A 17889-nucleotide genomic window follows, 5' to 3' on the forward strand; every position below is an offset into this window, starting at 1 on the left:
GGTCGCTAAATTGTTACCAACCCTGCTCATTTAAATAGCAGAGAATCATCTAATTTTACCCTGACAATTAACCTGGATTACCCCATGCAGTATAATACCCCTTTATACAAAATCTTTTTTTGTTCGGTTGCAGCTATAATGCTTCTTCTTACGCAGCAAACACATGCGCAGCAGAACACAGCCAGCTTTAAATATACCCGCATCGACCCCAATTTATTTGGTGATAATGCAGGGCATTGGTATGGTATCGCTGATAAAAAAAATATGATAAACGCCCGGCCGGGTAACCCTAAGTACGATCCATCCGAGATCATCAAAATTGCCGATAATATCCTGCTGTTTCAAAAAAGCAATGGTGGCTGGCCTAAAAATTACGATGTGTTTGCCATCCTGACCGATGACCAGAAAGACTCGGTTAGCGCGGCCAGGAATGTGTTAAATACCACCTATGATAATGGGAGCACCTATAGCCAAATTACAGCTTTGGCTAATGTATATACGGCTACTAAAATAGAAAAATATAAAACCGGCGCTATCAAGGGTTTTGATTTTGTGCTAAAATCGCAATACAAAAATGGCGGCTGGCCGCAATATTACCCGCTGGAAAATAATTATAGTAAGTATATTACCTATAACGACGGCGTTTTTTTAGGGATCATGCAATTGCTGAAAGATGTAAAGGATAACAAGCCCCAGTATGCTTTTATAGATGATAAGGAACGCGACAAGTTAATTACAGCTTACGCAAAAGGTTTGCAATGCATTATCAAAACCCAGATAAACGATGCCGGTAAACCTACCGCCTGGTGCCAGCAGCATGATGAGGTAACCCTGCAGCCGGCCTGGGCCCGCAAGTTTGAACCACCATCTATATGTAACCAGGAGAGTGCCAATATGGTTAGTTTTTTAATGACCATAGATCAGCCCGGAAAAGAATTAATTGATGCGATACAAAACGCCGTGGCCTGGTTTAACGATTCAAAGATCCTGCATACCCGGGTTGACCGTGTTGCCGCGCCGCGCATGGTAACACCGTTTAGGATTTCAACAGCAGATAGGGTAGTGGTGACTGATGATAAAGCGCCGCCCATCTGGACCAGGTACTATGAGTTGAAAACCCACAGGCCGCTATTCTGCAACCGCGATAGCAAAGTTGTTTATTCCCTGGCCGAGGTTGACCGGGAAAGACGCGATGGCTATGCCTGGTATACTTATGCCCCTCAGCAAGTGCTCAACAAATACCCCGAATGGCAAAAACGGTGGGCGCCGGATCATAATGTTTTGGATAAGCAGTAGCTCCTCTTAACCTTGTTGTCATTTCGAACGTAGAGAGAAATCTTCTACGCGCGGACCGTCGCCTCGTATAAGATTTCTCCTCACGCCCTTCACAGCCTTCCCTTGTTCGTTCGAAATGACACATAGGGAAAATAAAAATATATTTCATAAATAAATGAACATTCATTTATATTTGTAGCGAATTAATAAATACATGCGTACAAGAGATACTGATAAAGAGCAATTGGTAAAGCAAAAAGCGATTGAAAGTATTGTGAAATATGGCTTTGAAGGCTTCAGCATGAATAAGCTGGCGAAGGCTTGCGGTATATCGGTAGCTACACTTTATATCTATTATAAGGACAGAGATGACCTGATACTGAGAGTTGCGCTGGAGGAAGGCGACCATATGGGCGAGGCCATGCTTAAAGACCTGGATCCGGATGCTTCGTTTGAAGAGGGCCTAAGGATTCAGTGGAAAAACCGCTATAAGTATATGATCGAGAACCCTTTAATGGGGAAGTTTTTTGATCAGATGCGCAGCTCATCATATCAACTGCAGTTTATGGATGTGTTTATGCAGAAATTTAAAGTAAACATAGGCAAGTTTATGGATAATGTGGTTAGGCGGGGCGAGATCAACGAAATGCCGTTTGAGGTATACTGGTCTATCGCTTTTTCACCGCTTTACGCATTGATCCGTTTCCACATGGAAGGCCAAAGCGTAGGAGGGAAGCCTTTTACCATGACTGACGAGGTATTATGGAAAACATTTGACCTGGTGGTAAAGGCACTGAAGAACTAATATAATTTTTGAAACTTAATAAATGAGCACCTACTTATTTATGGAAAACTTTGATCACATACTGCTATTTAAAACAAACATAAAGTCGGATATCGACAAGGAGATCATCTGTGCTTTATTGGATGGTGATGAGGCTATACAGGAGTGGAGCGTGGATATAGAAGATGAAGATTGTGTGCTGCGCGTAGTAACTTTTACGCTAAATCATTATCAAATAATCAATTTAATTAATACCAAAGGCTATTTGTGCTGCGAGCTGATATAAAAACAATACAATGAAACAACAAGAACCCATACCTTTTACCGGTTATCAAAAATTAGTGATATTTCTGTTAGCTGTTACACAATTTACTGTAATACTTGATTTTATGGTGATGTCGCCCCTGGGCGATATGCTGATGAAATCCATGAACCTTAAACCATCAGCGTTTGGCATTGCCGTATCGGCCTATGCCTTTAGCGCCGGGATCTCCGGCCTGCTTACCGCCGGCTTTGCCGACAGGTTCGACCGTAAGAAACTGCTGTTATTCTTTTACATCGGTTTTATTGCCGGCACCGTATTCTGCGGTCTGTCGCATTCATACATCGAACTGCTTGTAGCGCGGATCATCACCGGGTTATTTGGCGGGGTAATCGGCTCCATCTCCATGGCCATTATAACCGATCTGTTTGCCTTGCAGCAACGCGGCCGGGTAATGGGCTTTTTGCAAATGGGCTTCGGCGCCAGTCAGGTGCTGGGTATACCTATTGGTTTGTATTTAGCTACTTTATTTGGTTGGGAAGCGCCATTTCTGATGATTGGTGGCTTAGCTACCCTAACAGCTTTTATAATTATGATTAAAATGCAGCCGGTAACGGCGCATTTGTCTGTTCAGCACGATAGATCGGCATTGGCGCATTTGTGGAGGACGGTAGCTAAACGCGATTACCGCATCGGCTTCCTGGCTACGGCACTCTTATCTATAGGCGGTTTTATGATGATGCCGTTCGGGAGCGCATTTGCTATTAATAATTTACGTATTACAAATCCGCAATTAATTAATTTGTTTATGATATCCGGGGTAAGTTCATTGGTGATTATGCCAATAATTGGCCGGGTTAGTGATAAGGTCAGCAAGTTTAAAGTATTTATGGGTGCATCTATCTGGACGATGATTATGTGCGTTTTATATACAAACCTGTCGGTTACCCCATTTTGGCTGGTTGTTATTTTTAACATATTGATGATGATGGGCGTATTAAGCCGCATGGTGCCATCATCAGCATTAACCAGTGCGGTGCCTGATATGGAAGACCGCGGAGCGTTTATGAGTATTAATGCTTCCTTACAACAAATTGCCGGCGGTGTTGCGGCGGCTATTGCCGGGATGATCGTAGTTCAGAAAAGCAAATTTAGTCCGCTGGAAAATTATAATGTGGTGGGTTATGTTATAGTGGCGGTATCCATTATCAGCATTATCCTGATGTACCGGGTAAGCGAGTTGGTGCGCAAAAAGGCCGCGCATGCACCAGCCCCGGTTAAAGTAGATGAGGTGGTAATTAACGAAGGTTTCTGATCTTTATATACTTGAATAGCATAGCCCTGCAGTTGATAGCTGCAGGGCTTTTTATATTTTAATAAACAGTTTCCCGCTGGCAACTATAAGGCCGTGTCTTGCGTACTACCTAACGTAATAGATGCATAACCCCGCGTTTTGAAAGGTTTTTTAGCTCAACTGTTTAATATCCTTACCCTAAAGGAAAAAAATCGCCTGTTTATCCTGGCCGGCTTCGACTTGCTGATGGGCGTGGCAGATATTGTTTTCCTGGTGTTGTTGCTTTTAATTATCCGCACTTATACCAGTAGTACTGCCGTTTTACCAACAACTGCTTTTTTAAGTCCGGTGTACCGGATACTGATCAATACCAACCCGGTTTATAGCACAGGTTTGTTTGTCGCGGTTTTTTGCATCAAAAATTTAGCCGGTGTATGGGTGTCAAAAAGCCAGCATCAGTTTGTTTATGGGGTAGCATCCCGCCTTTCGGAGCGGAATATCAACGATTATTTAAAAGGCAGCTATGCCGATTTTGTTCATGTAGATTCTTCACTGCGTATCCGGCACATCAGCAATGTACCTATCGAGTTCGGTCATTATATTTTAACCAACTTTCAGCAGGTCATCGCGCAAAGCATATTGATCGTTTTTACCATAGCGGCCATACTGCTTTATCATCCGGTACTGTTTATTTTACTATTAGTGATGCTGTTGCCACCTGTTATATTATTAGGCTGGTTTACACGGCATCAGCTTAAAAAAGTGCGTACGCAAATCAAGCAAAGCAGCGCCCGTGTTATTCAGTATTTACAGGAGTGCCTTGCGGGATACGTAGAAAGCAATGTCTATCAAAAAAACAGCTTTTTTGTTAACCGCTATCACCGGCATCAGCATCAGTTGAACCAAAATTTGGCCACACAGCAAACTTTGCATGGTTTATCGGCCCGGTTTATTGAAATATTTGCCTTGTTGGGATTTTTGCTGCTGATAGCTATTAACAAATGGTTTGGCGGTAATGCAACTATTGATGTGCTTACTATTGGCGTGTTTATGGCCGCCGCTTACAAGATCATTCCGGGGGCTGTTAAAATACTGAACTGCGTTGGGCAGATGCGCACTTACAGCTTTACTTTAAGCGATCTGGCAAATCCTGCCGAAAATCCAGCCTCTCACGTAGCTTCAAACCCTGATCAGCGAATTAAAAGCATCCGGTTTGAAGGGGTAGATTTCATGTTCAGGGATCAACTGGTTGTTAACGATCTGGATCTGGAGATCAGTCAAGGTGATTTTGTTGGGATATCCGGTATATCGGGACGGGGGAAAACCACTATTGTGAATTTGCTGCTTGGTTTTTTACAGCAGGACAGCGGGGCTATCAGTATTAATGGCCATGAAACTAATGTTGCCCAAAGGCAATCCTATTGGAGCCGGATTGCGTATGTAAAGCAACAGGCTTTTTTTATTAATGATACCATCCTGAAAAACATTACGCTTGCAGATGACGGATATGATACCATTCGGTTGGAGCGGGCGCTGTATATGAGCGGCCTGGATGGTTTTTTAAATGCTTATCCCGAAGGTATCGGCAAAATGATTAAAGAGCATGGTAAAAACATCAGCGGCGGCCAGCGGCAAAGAATAGCGCTGGCGCGCGCCTTATACCATGATTTTGATCTGCTGATACTGGATGAACCCTTTAGTGAATTGGATAATGAAGCCGAACGGGAGATCTTAGCGCGGTTAAGTAATCTTAATGATGATACGATGGTGATCCTGATCACACACAATAAAACAAGTTTAGCCTATTGCAATAAAATTATATTACCCGATGCTGTACAAGCCTAAAACACTGGTTATATTAACACCCGGGTTCCCGAAAGATGAATCGGATACCACTTGTTTGCCTTTGCAGCAGGCACTGATTAAGGCGATAAAAAAACACTATCCCGAAATTAACCTGCTGATATTATCGTTCCAATATCCATTTAAAAAACGCAGCTATACCTGGTGCGGTGTACCGGTTGAAGCCTTCGGCGGCCGGGGCCGGGGTAAATTAATGAGGGTTTATAATTGGGCTAAAGTATGGTTGGCGCTAAAAAAGATCAGGAAAAATAAAGAGGTAATTGGCCTGCTGAGCTTTTGGCTGGGCGAATGTGCTTTTATAGCAGAGCAGTTTGCCAGGCTATATCACTTAAAACACTATTGCTGGATATTGGGGCAGGATGCCAAACCAGGTAACCGGTACTGTACTATGGCGAATATGAGCGGCGGCTCTTTATTGGCACTGTCTGATTTTTTAGCCGGTAATATGTATATCAACTACGGTGTAATGCCGCAATACGTTATTCCGGGTGGTATTGATGAGACGATGTTCAGGAATGGAAATAAGGAGCGGCATATTGATGTTTTAGCTGCAGGATCGCTCATACCGTTAAAGCAATACCATTTATTTATTGAGGTTATTTGCCGTTTAAGGCATCAGTTCCCGCATATTAAAGCAGTTTTATGTGGCGATGGCCCCGATAAACAGCGCCTGATGCAGATGATAAAAAGGCTAAAAATGGAGGATCATATCACCCTGGTTGGCGAAATACCACACGATGAGGTGCTTGATCTGATGCAGCAGAGTAAAGTATTTTTACATACTTCAAATTACGAGGGGTTGGGCATGGTTTGCCTGGAGGCTTTATATGCAGGCGCAAAGGTGATCAGTTTTGTAAGGCCTATGGATGATGCTATCCCCAACTGGCATGTTACCGAAAATACCTACTGTATGGCCAGCATAGCCGCTTCAATTTTAAGTAATCCCCGGGTGCGATACCATGCTGTGGCCCCTTACAAAATAGCCGGTATTGCCGGGCAGATTATGCAGCTTTATGTGCCTAAGCCGGCAGTTACTTCCCTAAAACGCGATGCTATCGCGTTGAAAGAAAGCGTGGACTGGTAATGTGCCAGGGTATGCGCCCGCTTTTTCTGAAGGTCCATTTGCCGGGTTTGTTTTAAAGCCTGAAATAAAGCCTCTTCGTTGCCAGCCTCGTACAATATCCCGCAATTGCCATTATCGGTTATCATTCTGAAAGAATCGATATGGGTTACAATGGGTATGCACCCGCACGACATGGCTTCGCAAACTGCCGTACCGCTGCCCTCGTAATGCGAGCCTGAAAGAATAAAATCGGCGCTGTTAAACCAGTATAACAGATCGGCATGCGGTACTTTGCCCATTAAAACGATATTGTTTTGATAACAAGGCTGTTGGTTAAGGGCAAACCGGATCTCACCGATCAGTTCATCGGTATGATAGATCATATACAATTTAGCCTGGGGCCAAAGCGCGGCATATCTTAAAAAAGCGTTAACCACATTTAAAGGGTCTTTATTAGCATTGAGGCGCCCCACCCATAAAAATACCGGCTGTCCGGTAGCCCCTGTCTTTGATAAAGCCGCGGCCCTGTTAATCGGTTCAAATACCGATGATACCTCCATTACCTCGTGGATCTTATTTGCCGAATTAAGATTGCCCCGCTTAACCCAGGCAAGCCCCATATCTTTCGATGCAAACAGATGGGCAGCCGCGCATTGGCCGGCCAGCTTTTGCAGATATTTTTTTATCCCGTTAAAGGGCTGCTCGGCATGATGCTGTAAAATAATACGTGTTTTCCTATTCAAAAACAGTCGTAGTTGCATCACCTGTAAAGGATGATGTAAACCATGCACAACCACCATATCCGGGTTTTGATCCTTAATAAAGCGATGAAGCTTTAGCGGGATTTGCCTTTCGCGTTTGGTCAATTTAATAAAATGGTACTGCACCCAGTTTCGCAAAAGGCTCCCTTCATAATTAATTTGTTCTATACTAATTACGGTATCGGTAACAGCCAGCGCTTCCAGCACACCGGTATACATGTTAATGCGTTTAAGCCATGCTTCCGGATCATCAAACTCCGGAGTGGCCACATAACTTACAAAAACATATTTCATTGCGGGGGGTAATTAAATCTATTTAACAAGTACAGGTAACCGGAAACTGCGCGTCAGGATAAAACTGCCGGATGTTTTTCATCAGTCCGGGCAAATCGCCGTACACATATTTAAAAGCCCCGTCGATTTTGATCTTGCTGAAATGATGCCGGGGCAGATCACTGAGCTGGCTATATAATGCCTCATCAAACAACCTGATCTTTCCTTTATCCACCACTAACAGGATATCAGCCGGGTTTAATGTTAGCAGATTATCCATGTGGTTATGCTCATCCTTTAAGCGCGCAACCACCAGATCGGCATCGTGACCCGGCGTAATATCCCCTCCATTTATTCCCCAGGCTGTAGCCGGTATACGTGTGAGGTTTAAGTATAATTCTTCATCGGTCAGATAACCTGTTTTACGGGCCTGGCGTATGTGCTCCCAAATGCTCCAATGCCCGGTAAGGGTAGAGTCGGTGCCAAAAAGTATGGATACGTTTTCTTTTAACCGGTGAATAGGGGCGGTTGTACCCAGCAGGAAGTAGTTTGACTGCGGGCACCAAACCAAAGCTTTAAACTGTTTGGCTTGTTTGGGCGTCATGGCTACGCCATGTATGCCAATTAGTTCCCGGTTCAGCAGGTTCCAGCGCAATAGCTCATCTATCTCTTCGCCGGCGGCAACGTCGGTACCTTCGCCGGTATGTATCACAGCCGGTATGTTCTTTTTTAACGGATTATTGAGCCGGCGTTTCCATGTTTTTTCAAACCGGACAGAATGCAGCGACTGGCAATTATCTATAATGGTGATTGGCGGATTATGGATATGGAGCTTATCGCCATGGTTTACCACTGTGGTAACCCCGCCTAACAGGTTTTTATAAAGCCCCCACTGGGTACGTAATGCGATGGGTATGCGTAAAACTGCCGCTATTTCCTTCGGGTATTTTTGATGGATATAATTGCCCCACTCGGTATAGTTATGATAAATGCGATTGCCTAATTGGGGGAAAAGGTTAAAATCTAAATGATCGTGCGAGTTAATGAGACCGGGGAAGGCGATGGCATTGTTAAAAACAAGCTGCAGGTCGTCGGCACGGTTGGCAGTACCATCCGTTATTCTGCCTTCGCTGATGCTGATGTTGCCCGCTTTTTCATCGCCCACCCGGTAAACATTGTTCAATATCATCCTTCATGTTTAAAATGCAGCCCGTAAATAATAGGCATGCCTTTGAACTTTTCGTATACGTGCAAAGCATTCTGACTTTCGTAGTAATGCTTTAAGCTTTCATCAATAACTATTTGATTATCATTAACTACCTTCCAGTTTTTTAAGCCCAGTACTGCCTTTACATTAGCCAGTTTGTGTACAAAATTGCGCACCGCAATATGCCCGTTACCATGCTTAAATGTCCGTTGCCCGCCCATGGCCAGCGCATCCGGATGAAAATCGGTGATGAGGATATCGCCGCCGTTTTTTACAATACGGCACCAGTTTAACAGGGTATCTTCCAGGTTTTTAATATGCGCTATGGTGAGGGTTGATACGATCACATCAAAATTATCAGTTGGGATATTAGGCAGCCGGTCGTTAGTGATCAGCTGGGTTTCTGCCTGTGGGAATTTTTCCTTTAAACGGTTCAGCATCCCTGCCGATACATCAAACCCTGTTAAATGCCGGGGCTGCTGCTGTATCATCTTATGCCAGTGGCGGCCGGTACCGCAGCCAATATCAGCTACGCTTTTGTTTTTCAGATCGGTACGGGTCAGCAAACGTCTAAATACCACCTCGTCCAGATCAAGCATCAGGTTGCCGGGTTGGTTATCGTAGTTTTCCGACCAGATATCATAAGCCGGCGCGGCCTCGGTTTCGGGGATCCGGGAGCCTGATAAACGCTTGGGCAAATACCTTCTGAGTTGCTGTAACATAATGGAGCAGGATTGTGGTTTAATAGGAATACGGGCAATAAAATATAATGGTTGCTTACTGTGTTTATTTACAGTTTAAAGCAACCCGCAAGGCTGTTTGGGCGTAACTACAGTAGATATTGCTGATAAGATATATGAACAAGGTTTTATTATTTAACCCCCGTAGCGCCAACAATAAATACCGTATCCCTAATTCGATATTAAATATTGCCGCATCGGTTGAGGGTAAATATGAATGGGTAATTGTTGACGGTAATTGCGAGCATGATCCTTTAGCCAAAATACTAAGCTATCTGGATACCGGCGAGTTCAGGTATCTCGGCTTCTCGGTCATGCCTGGGCCTCAGTTGCGCCAGGCCATTCCTATTTCAAAAATCATTAAGCAAAAACATCCGAATACTACCATGATATGGGGCGGCTATTTCCCCTCCAATCACTCTAAAGTGGTGCTTGATTCGGGTTATGTTGATTTTATCATTAACGGTCCCGGCGATAGGGCTTTCCCCAATCTGCTCGACGCTTTAGAGCAAAGTAAACCCTACGAGTTTGTTAAAAACCTGATTTACAAAGCCGACGGCAAGATCACCAAAACCATTAAAGAGGACCTGCTTGACCAGGATAGCCTGCCGCCATTACCTTACGATAAACTAAATGAATTTTACCCCGTCACCAAGTTTTTAGGTAAAACCTATTTAGGCGAAAAAACCATGGCCTATCACTCCAGCATTGGCTGCCCTTTCACCTGCTCGTTTTGCGCGGTGGTGCCTATTTACGAGGCCCGGTGGAAAGCAAAATCGGCCCAGGCGGTTTATCAGGATGTGAAATATATTAAGGATAAATGGGGGGCTGATGCGATAGAGTTTCACGATAATAACTTCTTTGTATCAGAAAAACGCGCGGTTGAGTTTGCAAACCTGATTAAGCCCGAAAAAATGACCTGGTGGGGCATGGCCCGGATAGATACCATGGATAAGTTTAAGGATTCATCGCTGGCCGCCATTCGCGAATCGGGCTGTAAGATGATCTTTTTTGGTGCCGAAAGCGGCAATAACGCCGTATTAGAACAGATGGACAAAGGCGGCACCCAAACCGGCGACCAGATCATCCGCTTTGCCGAACGGATGAAGAGGTTTGATATCGTACCCGAATATTCGTTTGTATTAGGTACGCCTGCGCCAACCCCCCAGGAGGTAGAAGCACAGATAGATTTTGAGATTGATTTTATTAAGCAGGTGAAGGCAGTTAACCCGATGACAGAGATTGTGATATACACCTACAGCCCCGTACCCACCGAAGGTTCAACCATGTTTGAGGAAGTGAAGGCTAAAGGATTTACCTTTCCCCAAACGCTGGAGGATTGGATCAGTCCGGCATGGGAAAGTTTTGATTTGCGGAAGAACCCGTTAACGCCATGGCTAACGCCTGAAATGATAGACAAGATCAGGAACTTTGAAACGGTACTGAACGGCCTTTATCCAACAGTTACAGATATCCGCCTGAACCGTTTGAAACGGATTGCTATAAAAATGGTGGCCGGCCTGCGCTATAAAGTAGACTTGTATAAATACCCTTACGAGATTAAGCTGCTACAAAAGGTATGGAAATACCGCCAGCCCGAGATACAGGGATTTTAAAAAGCTATCAGTGATGCAGATACCCTCATTAAGCCATACCTGGAAGCGCTACAAGACATTGCAGACGCATAAGATAACCGCGTTGCCTATTGTGATCCTGATGCCGCATAGCGCCTGTAATTGCCGCTGCGTAATGTGCGACATCTGGAAGGACAACCGCAACCTGAAGCAATTGACGGAAGATGATATTAAGGGCCTGCTGGTATCGCTGAAAACCTTAGGCACAAGGCAGGTGCTGATGTCGGGGGGAGAGGCATTGCTTAACCCTAACTTTTTCATCTTGTGTTCGATACTTAAAAAACAGGGCATCAAGATTACGCTTTTATCCACCGGCTTATCTATTGAAAAGCATGCCTTTAATCTGTTAAACCTGGTAGACGACCTGATCATTTCTCTTGATGGAGATGAAGTATTACATGATGCTATCCGTAATATACCACAGGCTTTTAGGAAACTAAAAGAAGGGGTTCAGTACATTAAGTCAATCCGGCCGGCTTACCGCATTACTGCCCGCACGGTTATCCACCGGTTAAATTTCAGGAATTGGTTGGCCATTATTCAGGAAGCAAAAGCCATGGGGATAGATCAGGTCAGCTTTTTGCCGGCCGATGTAAGCAGTCATGCTTTTAACCGCCAAACCGCCTGGAGCGAACCTAAAAAGCACGAGATCCTGCTAAGTGAAAGCGACCTGCCCGATTTGCAGGCGGTCATCGATCAATTATTGACCAGGCATAAAACCGATTTTATGAATGGCTTTATAGCCGAACCGCCGTTGAAAATTCAGGCTATCTATGATTATTACGCTGCCTTTTATGGGCACAATCCTTTCCCCTATAAAAAGTGTAACGCGCCCTGGGTATCCACGGTGATTGAAGCTGATGGTAGTGTAAGGCCCTGCTTTTTCCTGGATACTATAGGTAATATCCGCGAAAACTCTTTAACCGAAATACTGAACAGTAAGGAGGCCATAAACTTTAGGAAAGGGTTGGATACCAATAAAAACGCTACCTGTGTAAAATGTGTATGCTCGTTAAATTTAGCGCCAACAGCTATCATTAATTAAAGACCGGTTATGAATAATATCCTCTTTAGTCACTCGTATTTTATGCAGTTCGACCCTAAACAATGGTCGGCAGGCAAGCCATACCCGCCCCTGGGGACACTTTACGCGGCTGCCTTCATGCGGCAAAACGGCTACAGCGTTTCTTTATTTGATACTATGTTTTTAAGTGATCCTGATGATGTTATCGCTGCTATCAGCAAGCATCAACCTCAGTTTTTTGTGGTATATGATGACGGGTTTAACTACCTCACCAAAATGTGCCTTACCAATATGCGCGAGGCCGCTTTCCGGATGTGCAAATTGGCTAAAGAACGGGGCTGTACGGTAATTGTTTCCAGTTCGGATAGTACCGATCATTATCAGGAATATCTAAACGAAGGCGCTGATTTTGTCATCATTGGCGAAGCCGAACAAACTTTGCTGGAGCTGGTAAACGATATCAGTTTAGGCGGGGGAGAAAGCAGTAATGTAGCCGGACTGGCATACCGGAATAATGGTCAGTTTATCAAAACCCATCCGCGCCCGGTTTTAAAAGACCTGGATGTACTGCCGTTACCCGCCTGGGATTTGGTAAATATGCAGGCATACCGGGAAACCTGGCTGAAAAGCTCGGGCTATTTTTCGCTGAACATGAGCACCACGCGGGGGTGCCCATTTAAATGCAACTGGTGCGCTAAACCCATTTACGGCAGTCGCTATAACTCCCGCAGTCCCGAACATGTGATGGCGGAACTGAAGCTGCTCATTAATGATTATGGCGCGGACCATATTTGGTTTTGCGATGATATTTTTGGTTTGAAACCCGGCTGGGTGCCTGCATTGGCTAAATTGATTACCGATGCGGGAATAAAATTCAGGTTCAAGATCCAGTCGCGCGCCGACCTGCTTTTGCAGGATGACCAGATTGCTGCGCTGGCCGCGTCCGGCTGCGAAAACGTTTGGATCGGCGCCGAAAGCGGATCGCAAAAGGTGTTGGATGCGATGGATAAGGGCACTACTATTGAGCAGATCCACCAATCTACCAAACTAATGAAGAAGCATAGTATTAAACCATCTTTTTTTATCCAGTTTGGCTATCCCGGCGAAACTAAGGAAGATATTGCCCTTACTATTGCGATGATTAATCAACTGCTGCCGTTTGAGATCGGTATCTCGGTATCATACCCGCTACCCGGCACGCTTTTTTATGAACGTGTAAAAGCCGATCTGAAAACCAAAAGCAACTGGACAGATTCGGACGAAATGGCTTTGATGTTTACCAATACCTTCCCGCCATCGTACTATAAACAACTGCATAAATACGTGCATAGTAATTATCACCAGCACCTGGCGCGCAATAGTTTTATACAACTGATGAGCAACCCCTTTAAAGCCGATCTTAAAGGGATCAGGAGGGCTTTGTCGGTGTTATACTACACCCCGGCCACGCTTGTTGAAAAATTCAGGTTAAAACAAACCGAGAAGGCATGGTAACCGATCAGCTTAGTCCCGAAGCACTGGCCGGCGATGCTTTCAGCCGGCAGTCGGTTGTTTTTGACGAACTATATTCGTCTAATACCATTGTAAATTATAAGCGTTCGCGCGTGCGTAACCATGCGTTGCAATACCTTAAGCCCAACAGCAGTATACTGGAACTAAACAGCGGAACAGGGGAGGATGCCTTGTATTTTGCCAGCCTGGGGCATCATGTACACGCTACCGATATCTCAACCGGCATGCAGCAGGTTTTGAAGCAAAAGGTTGAGTCGGCAGGTATGAGCACAATGGTATCCACAGCGTTATGTTCGTTTACCGAACTGGACGATCTTAAAAATCGCGGGCCATACGATGCCATTTTTTCCAACTTTGGTGGTTTAAACTGTACCGGCAAACTGGATAAAGTATTGGGCTCCTTATCACCCTTATTAAAACCCGGCGGTACGGTAACCATGGTCATTATTCCCGGCTTTTGCCTTTGGGAAACCTTGCTGGTATTTAAAGGGAAGTTTAAAACGGCCACCCGGCGGTTCTTTAGCAAAAATGGCCGCAGGGCGCATATCGAGGGGCAGTACTTTAAGTGCTTTTATTATCATCCGGGCTATGTAATTAAACATGCCGGGAAGGATTTCAGGCATTTAAGCACCGAAGGTTTATGCACCATAGTGCCGCCATCCTATATAGAAGGCTTCGCCGAAAAGCATCCGAAAAAATATCAATGGCTGATGAAATGGGAAGACCGCCTAAAAGGCACCTGGCCCTGGAAATATATGGGCGATTATTTCATCATCACCCTGCAAAAAATATAGCATATTAATAAACCATGCTGCTTTCGCGGCTTTGGAAAAGGCGGGAGATCTTCTCGTTATACCGGTTGATCAGGTTTTTCTGGAACTCTACCGGGTCGGGTTTGGCACAGTGTTCGCCGGCGCTCATGCTTAATATCACACCGTGCATATTCAGGCGCTTTTGAACGGTCTTTTTGTTCCAGCGTTTCCCGGTGATCTTCATTAGCGCTTTATCGGCCAGGTCGCCCAGTTTGTTATTCAGCAAAAACTCGATCAGTTGTTTCCCGGTTTTATTTTTAATGGGCTGGGCAGATGACAGGCGCAGATAGTTGTTAGGCAAATAATCCTGTGCCCAGCTATTGGCCGCAAAAAACTGTTCAAAGCAAGTATCTCCCTGCAAAGGGATTAAGGTAACCACTTCAGTTGCCGTATAGATGTTCTTTTCACTGATCTGCAATTGTTGCTCATCTACATAATAATTCATGCAAAAATAATGCTGCTTATTAAACAGAAAAGTTAGCTTTTTAAAACCGTGCATTAAGGTACGTGCTATCCACAAGCGGTTTTTGGCGGTGATGATAAAAAGGTCGATATCTGAATCGGCATCGGCGTAGTTTTTTGATAAAGATCCGGATATGGCTATACCTCTTACATAAGGGAAGCATATCAGCAACTCGCTTACCCGGCGCGCTGTTTTTAATAATTCCGCGGCTTTTTGGTTGCCTTCAACACGCCGTGATACCAAAGCCAGGTCATTTTTTATACTGTAAAAACAATCAAACTTATAAACCGACTGGCTGGCTACCAGGTATTTCAGTGCAGCATCAAAATCCTGATGGCTATGCTTTTGCTGGAGGAACAAAAATATCTCGGCCCGCGTTAATGGATAATTAAACATATCAAAATACGCGAGGGTAGCTAAAATATTTTTGTTGATCCCGGTCAATTTGTTTTAATATTAGTGTTTGATTATGATGGCGTTATGCTTATATGCGGCAATGCGCCGGTTTATAATGATGACGGGCTGAAACCTGCTTTGGTTGCCCATCTTTATAATTATTTATGTAAATAAATAGTTACGCCCAATCACCTTTTTCGGGTTCGAAAAAACGAATAACGAAAAGAATAAACTGTAAAAATATACCCCTTTTTCGGCGTTGAGCAAACTCTCGGAAAGCGATACAACGGCTATCAATAAAACAAATACAAAAAAGAGCAGGTCGTTTTCCCGGAATGCTATCCGGAACCCCGAATATAAGGTGACGACGTAGACCAGCAAGCCTATTAAACCGGTGGTCAATAAAAAGCTGATGTATTGATTATGCGCGTTAAGGCGGTGGAGGTAGGAGATGTATAGCTTTTCGTTAAAGTATTTATCGCCTAATATATGCAGCTCAGATCCGGCGCCGTAACCAATTATGGGTTTTTGCTTGGCAACCTCCATTGCAGCTTGCCATCGTACAATCCGTGGTTCCACACTCTCATTAGCTGTGGGGTTAGATAAGTCGGTTTCCAAACCGGTTACATAACGATCTTTTAAGCTGGTGATATTCAAAGCACCGGCAATAATAAATACCGATAAAGTAGCTGTGATCAAGATATATCTGCTGCGTTTAGCAGTGGAAATCAGAAAATAGGGTACAGCTATATTTACTCCTGCCAATATAACCACCAATACAGCTTTTGAACCTAATTGAATGATCCCCGATAAAAGCAAAGCGGCAGCTGCTATTAAAATGATTTTATGTTTGGATGGCTGCGTTTTAAATAACTGTGATAAAATAAAAAAGAACGCAACAGCTACCTGCAGCGAAAGAAAAGTAGCATGCATATTGATGGGTGCGCTGAATTTGTGATTGATAAAAAGATCGGAGAAAATAGCCCTGACAGGGAGTTTAAAATAATGGATCAAATAAAACGCATACAGGTATAAGCCTGCAACAGTTACCACACAAACCGCCGAAAATATAGTGAGCAGGTTATCGCGGTACTTTGTGATATTTAATGATGTAAGCGAGAAGAATAAGGGGAACAACAGGATAACCAACTGCCTGGTAATATCAATTGCAGCTGTGGCCGGGTATAATGTATAGCTTAAACTAATAAGCGTTATAAAAAACACAGCTTGCAGCATAAGGTTCCGCTGTGTAAATACCTCCTTAAGCTTTTCCTTTTTTAAATGAAAAAGTGTGTGCAAAGCAAAGCTGATCAGCACAATATGGCTATAAAATTGATCGAAGGGCAAGGTAACCAGCATCAGCATTACGTGATAGTAACTGATGCGGTTGTTTAAGTTATCGTCAATCCAAAACAATGCTTTCATGATATGGGATATAATTGTTTTGGGTTTGATGAGATAAGGCCACCTTGTAAGCCTTTAAAGTTTCGGCAGCGGTTTTATCCCAGGTATAATTATGAGCTATTTTATGATGTAAGTCGGGGTTATACGCCGCTTTGCTTGCCTTTTCAACCGCTTGTAAAATGCTTTCGGACGATACCGGGTCGCAGTAAAATGCATAATCTTCAAAATAGCAGCGGGTATCGCCTTTATCGGTAATTACAATATTGCAGCCCATAGCGGCAGCCTCTAATGTACTGAGGCCGGTTGTTTCGAACCAGCTGGGTAAAATATGCACTTTGGCTTTCCTGTAATGATCTATCAGATCGGGCAGCGGCAGGTAATCAATAAACCGGATATTCGGTGCCGCTATTTTACGGCATTCGGCATAATAATTTGGTTGATTGGGCGCGGGTTTACCTACCAGCACTACTTTAAAGCGGGTATTATTCAGGGCTTTTATCAGGTTCACCTGGTTTTTATTACCTTCTATCCGGGCTACGCATAGCACCATATCCGGGTCCTTTTCGGTATGCAGATCATTAAATGTTTGTATATCAACCCCGTTAGGGATCACCATGTGATTTGCTGTTTCACCATAGCGTTGGATTAACCTGTTGTATTCGGATGGTGAATTAGGCAATAGCATTGCCGCGCCGCGCAGTAATTCCATGATACTGGCACGTTGCCCTTTCCAACTAAATTCGGGACTGGCCAGATGGTCTTTCCTTAATATACATCGCGCCATGGTTTTAATATACTCTACCGCATCAGGCGAGAAAAGCCGGAGTACGCGGCCCAAACCCGTACGGTAATGGCGGTCGTATTCGCTTTGATCTAACAGGATGGTAGAGATCACATAGGGTTTGCCCGATATTTTGCTGTGCCGCAGCAGATCGGCCGGGCGGGTGATGTTAAAAAAATGCAGCAGATCGTATCCGCTGTAATCGATCACCTCGTTAGATAGTTTGATATCCACTTCAACCCCGATCTTACGCAGGTGATCCGCAGTTTTTATCACCTGCACCGTATCGCCTCCGCGACCGGCATATAAAGTTGACCGTGTAATTAATACTACTTTCATCT

16 protein-coding genes are annotated in these 17889 nt (G+C 44.3%); 10 read left to right on the plus strand and 6 right to left on the minus strand.

The window, feature by feature from the left end:
* The first annotated feature begins 84 nt into the window (after positions 1–84).
* The 6 genes from pelA to AC07M6_RS02880 all read left to right on the plus strand — a co-directional run bounded on the left by pelA (position 85) and on the right by AC07M6_RS02880 (position 6562).
* On the plus strand, positions 85–1296 hold the full coding sequence (gene pelA / locus AC07M6_RS02855; RefSeq protein ID WP_494887398.1) for a pectate lyase: 1212 nt from the start codon (positions 85–87) through the stop codon (positions 1294–1296).
* Between the two features lie 193 nt (positions 1297–1489).
* Positions 1490–2080, plus strand: a complete 591-nt coding sequence (locus AC07M6_RS02860) for a TetR/AcrR family transcriptional regulator (protein ID WP_494887399.1) — start codon at positions 1490–1492, stop codon at positions 2078–2080.
* Positions 2081–2102: 22 nt separating this feature from the next.
* Positions 2103–2345, plus strand: a complete 243-nt coding sequence (locus tag AC07M6_RS02865) for a hypothetical protein (RefSeq protein WP_494887400.1) — start codon at positions 2103–2105, stop codon at positions 2343–2345.
* A gap of 10 nt (positions 2346–2355) precedes the next feature.
* Entirely contained in the window at positions 2356–3636 is a 1281-nt protein-coding gene (locus AC07M6_RS02870) for an MFS transporter (protein ID WP_494887401.1), read from the plus strand.
* A gap of 138 nt (positions 3637–3774) precedes the next feature.
* Positions 3775–5460, plus strand: coding sequence for an ATP-binding cassette domain-containing protein (locus AC07M6_RS02875; RefSeq protein WP_494887402.1), 1686 nt, complete (start codon positions 3775–3777; stop codon positions 5458–5460).
* Positions 5444–6562, plus strand: coding sequence for a glycosyltransferase family 4 protein (locus tag AC07M6_RS02880; protein ID WP_494887403.1), 1119 nt, complete (start codon positions 5444–5446; stop codon positions 6560–6562). Before AC07M6_RS02875 ends, AC07M6_RS02880 begins: the two co-directional genes overlap by 17 nt.
* Here the strand turns inward: AC07M6_RS02880 and AC07M6_RS02885 are convergent.
* The 3 genes from AC07M6_RS02885 to AC07M6_RS02895 are packed head-to-tail and all read right to left on the minus strand — an operon-like array spanning position 6490 to position 9504.
* A complete protein-coding gene (locus tag AC07M6_RS02885; RefSeq protein WP_494887404.1) occupies positions 6490–7596 on the minus strand; it encodes a glycosyltransferase family 4 protein in 1107 nt (368 codons plus the stop codon). The genes AC07M6_RS02880 and AC07M6_RS02885 overlap by 73 nt on opposite strands.
* Before the next feature lie 22 nt (positions 7597–7618).
* Positions 7619–8764: an amidohydrolase family protein gene (locus AC07M6_RS02890; RefSeq protein WP_494887405.1), complete on the minus strand. Its 1146-nt coding sequence runs from the start codon at positions 8762–8764 to the stop codon at positions 7619–7621.
* Positions 8761–9504 carry a class I SAM-dependent methyltransferase gene (locus AC07M6_RS02895; protein ID WP_494887406.1) on the minus strand — a complete coding sequence of 248 codons (744 nt, stop codon included), beginning with the start codon at positions 9502–9504 and terminating at the stop codon, positions 8761–8763. Before AC07M6_RS02895 ends, AC07M6_RS02890 begins: the two co-directional genes overlap by 4 nt.
* 134 nt (positions 9505–9638) lie before the next feature.
* Between AC07M6_RS02895 and AC07M6_RS02900 the strand changes: the two genes are divergently transcribed.
* The 4 genes from AC07M6_RS02900 to AC07M6_RS02915 are packed head-to-tail and all read left to right on the plus strand — an operon-like array spanning position 9639 to position 14486.
* Positions 9639–11138 carry a B12-binding domain-containing radical SAM protein gene (locus AC07M6_RS02900; RefSeq protein WP_494887407.1) on the plus strand — a complete coding sequence of 500 codons (1500 nt, stop codon included), beginning with the start codon at positions 9639–9641 and terminating at the stop codon, positions 11136–11138.
* A gap of 13 nt (positions 11139–11151) precedes the next feature.
* Entirely contained in the window at positions 11152–12201 is a 1050-nt protein-coding gene (locus AC07M6_RS02905) for a radical SAM protein (RefSeq protein ID WP_494887408.1), read from the plus strand.
* Positions 12202–12210: 9 nt separating this feature from the next.
* Positions 12211–13674 (plus strand): B12-binding domain-containing radical SAM protein, encoded by a 1464-nt coding sequence (locus tag AC07M6_RS02910; RefSeq protein ID WP_494887409.1) that lies wholly within the window; start codon positions 12211–12213, stop codon positions 13672–13674.
* The gene (locus tag AC07M6_RS02915; RefSeq protein WP_494887410.1) at positions 13668–14486 is read left to right on the plus strand and encodes a class I SAM-dependent methyltransferase; all 819 of its coding nucleotides are present in this window, start codon (positions 13668–13670) and stop codon (positions 14484–14486) included. Before AC07M6_RS02910 ends, AC07M6_RS02915 begins: the two co-directional genes overlap by 7 nt.
* 4 nt (positions 14487–14490) lie before the next feature.
* Here AC07M6_RS02915 and AC07M6_RS02920 read toward each other — a convergent pair whose 3' ends face one another.
* From AC07M6_RS02920 to AC07M6_RS02930, 3 genes are all read right to left on the minus strand, one after another.
* A complete protein-coding gene (locus tag AC07M6_RS02920; protein WP_494887411.1) occupies positions 14491–15411 on the minus strand; it encodes a hypothetical protein in 921 nt (306 codons plus the stop codon).
* A 114-nt stretch (positions 15412–15525) separates the two neighbouring features.
* Complete coding sequence (locus AC07M6_RS02925; RefSeq protein ID WP_494887412.1) at positions 15526–16788, minus strand: O-antigen ligase family protein; 1263 nt, start codon at positions 16786–16788, stop codon at positions 15526–15528.
* Positions 16766–17887, minus strand: coding sequence for a glycosyltransferase family 4 protein (locus AC07M6_RS02930; protein ID WP_494887413.1), 1122 nt, complete (start codon positions 17885–17887; stop codon positions 16766–16768). The genes AC07M6_RS02925 and AC07M6_RS02930 overlap by 23 nt, the downstream gene beginning before the upstream one ends.
* Between the last annotated feature and the right edge of the window lie 2 nt (positions 17888–17889).

The organism is Mucilaginibacter sp. GW821-FHT07H05 (assembly GCF_059418485.1).

Excerpts from the sequence above, each read along its gene's own strand:
- pelA (WP_494887398.1), top strand. The coding sequence starts at position 85 with ATGCAGTATAATACCCCTTTATACAAAATCTTTTTTTGTTCGGTTGCA.
- AC07M6_RS02860 (WP_494887399.1), top strand. The coding sequence starts at position 1,490 with ATGCGTACAAGAGATACTGATAAAGAGCAATTGGTAAAGCAAAAAGCG.
- AC07M6_RS02865 (WP_494887400.1), top strand. The coding sequence starts at position 2,103 with ATGAGCACCTACTTATTTATGGAAAACTTTGATCACATACTGCTATTT.
- AC07M6_RS02870 (WP_494887401.1), top strand. The coding sequence starts at position 2,356 with ATGAAACAACAAGAACCCATACCTTTTACCGGTTATCAAAAATTAGTG.
- AC07M6_RS02880 (WP_494887403.1), top strand. The coding sequence starts at position 5,444 with ATGCTGTACAAGCCTAAAACACTGGTTATATTAACACCCGGGTTCCCG.
- AC07M6_RS02885 (WP_494887404.1), bottom strand. The coding sequence starts at position 7,596 with ATGAAATATGTTTTTGTAAGTTATGTGGCCACTCCGGAGTTTGATGAT.
- AC07M6_RS02890 (WP_494887405.1), bottom strand. The coding sequence starts at position 8,764 with ATGATATTGAACAATGTTTACCGGGTGGGCGATGAAAAAGCGGGCAAC.
- AC07M6_RS02895 (WP_494887406.1), bottom strand. The coding sequence starts at position 9,504 with ATGTTACAGCAACTCAGAAGGTATTTGCCCAAGCGTTTATCAGGCTCC.
- AC07M6_RS02900 (WP_494887407.1), top strand. The coding sequence starts at position 9,639 with ATGAACAAGGTTTTATTATTTAACCCCCGTAGCGCCAACAATAAATAC.
- AC07M6_RS02905 (WP_494887408.1), top strand. The coding sequence starts at position 11,152 with ATGCAGATACCCTCATTAAGCCATACCTGGAAGCGCTACAAGACATTG.
- AC07M6_RS02910 (WP_494887409.1), top strand. The coding sequence starts at position 12,211 with ATGAATAATATCCTCTTTAGTCACTCGTATTTTATGCAGTTCGACCCT.
- AC07M6_RS02915 (WP_494887410.1), top strand. The coding sequence starts at position 13,668 with ATGGTAACCGATCAGCTTAGTCCCGAAGCACTGGCCGGCGATGCTTTC.
- AC07M6_RS02925 (WP_494887412.1), bottom strand. The coding sequence starts at position 16,788 with ATGAAAGCATTGTTTTGGATTGACGATAACTTAAACAACCGCATCAGT.
- AC07M6_RS02930 (WP_494887413.1), bottom strand. The coding sequence starts at position 17,887 with ATGAAAGTAGTATTAATTACACGGTCAACTTTATATGCCGGTCGCGGA.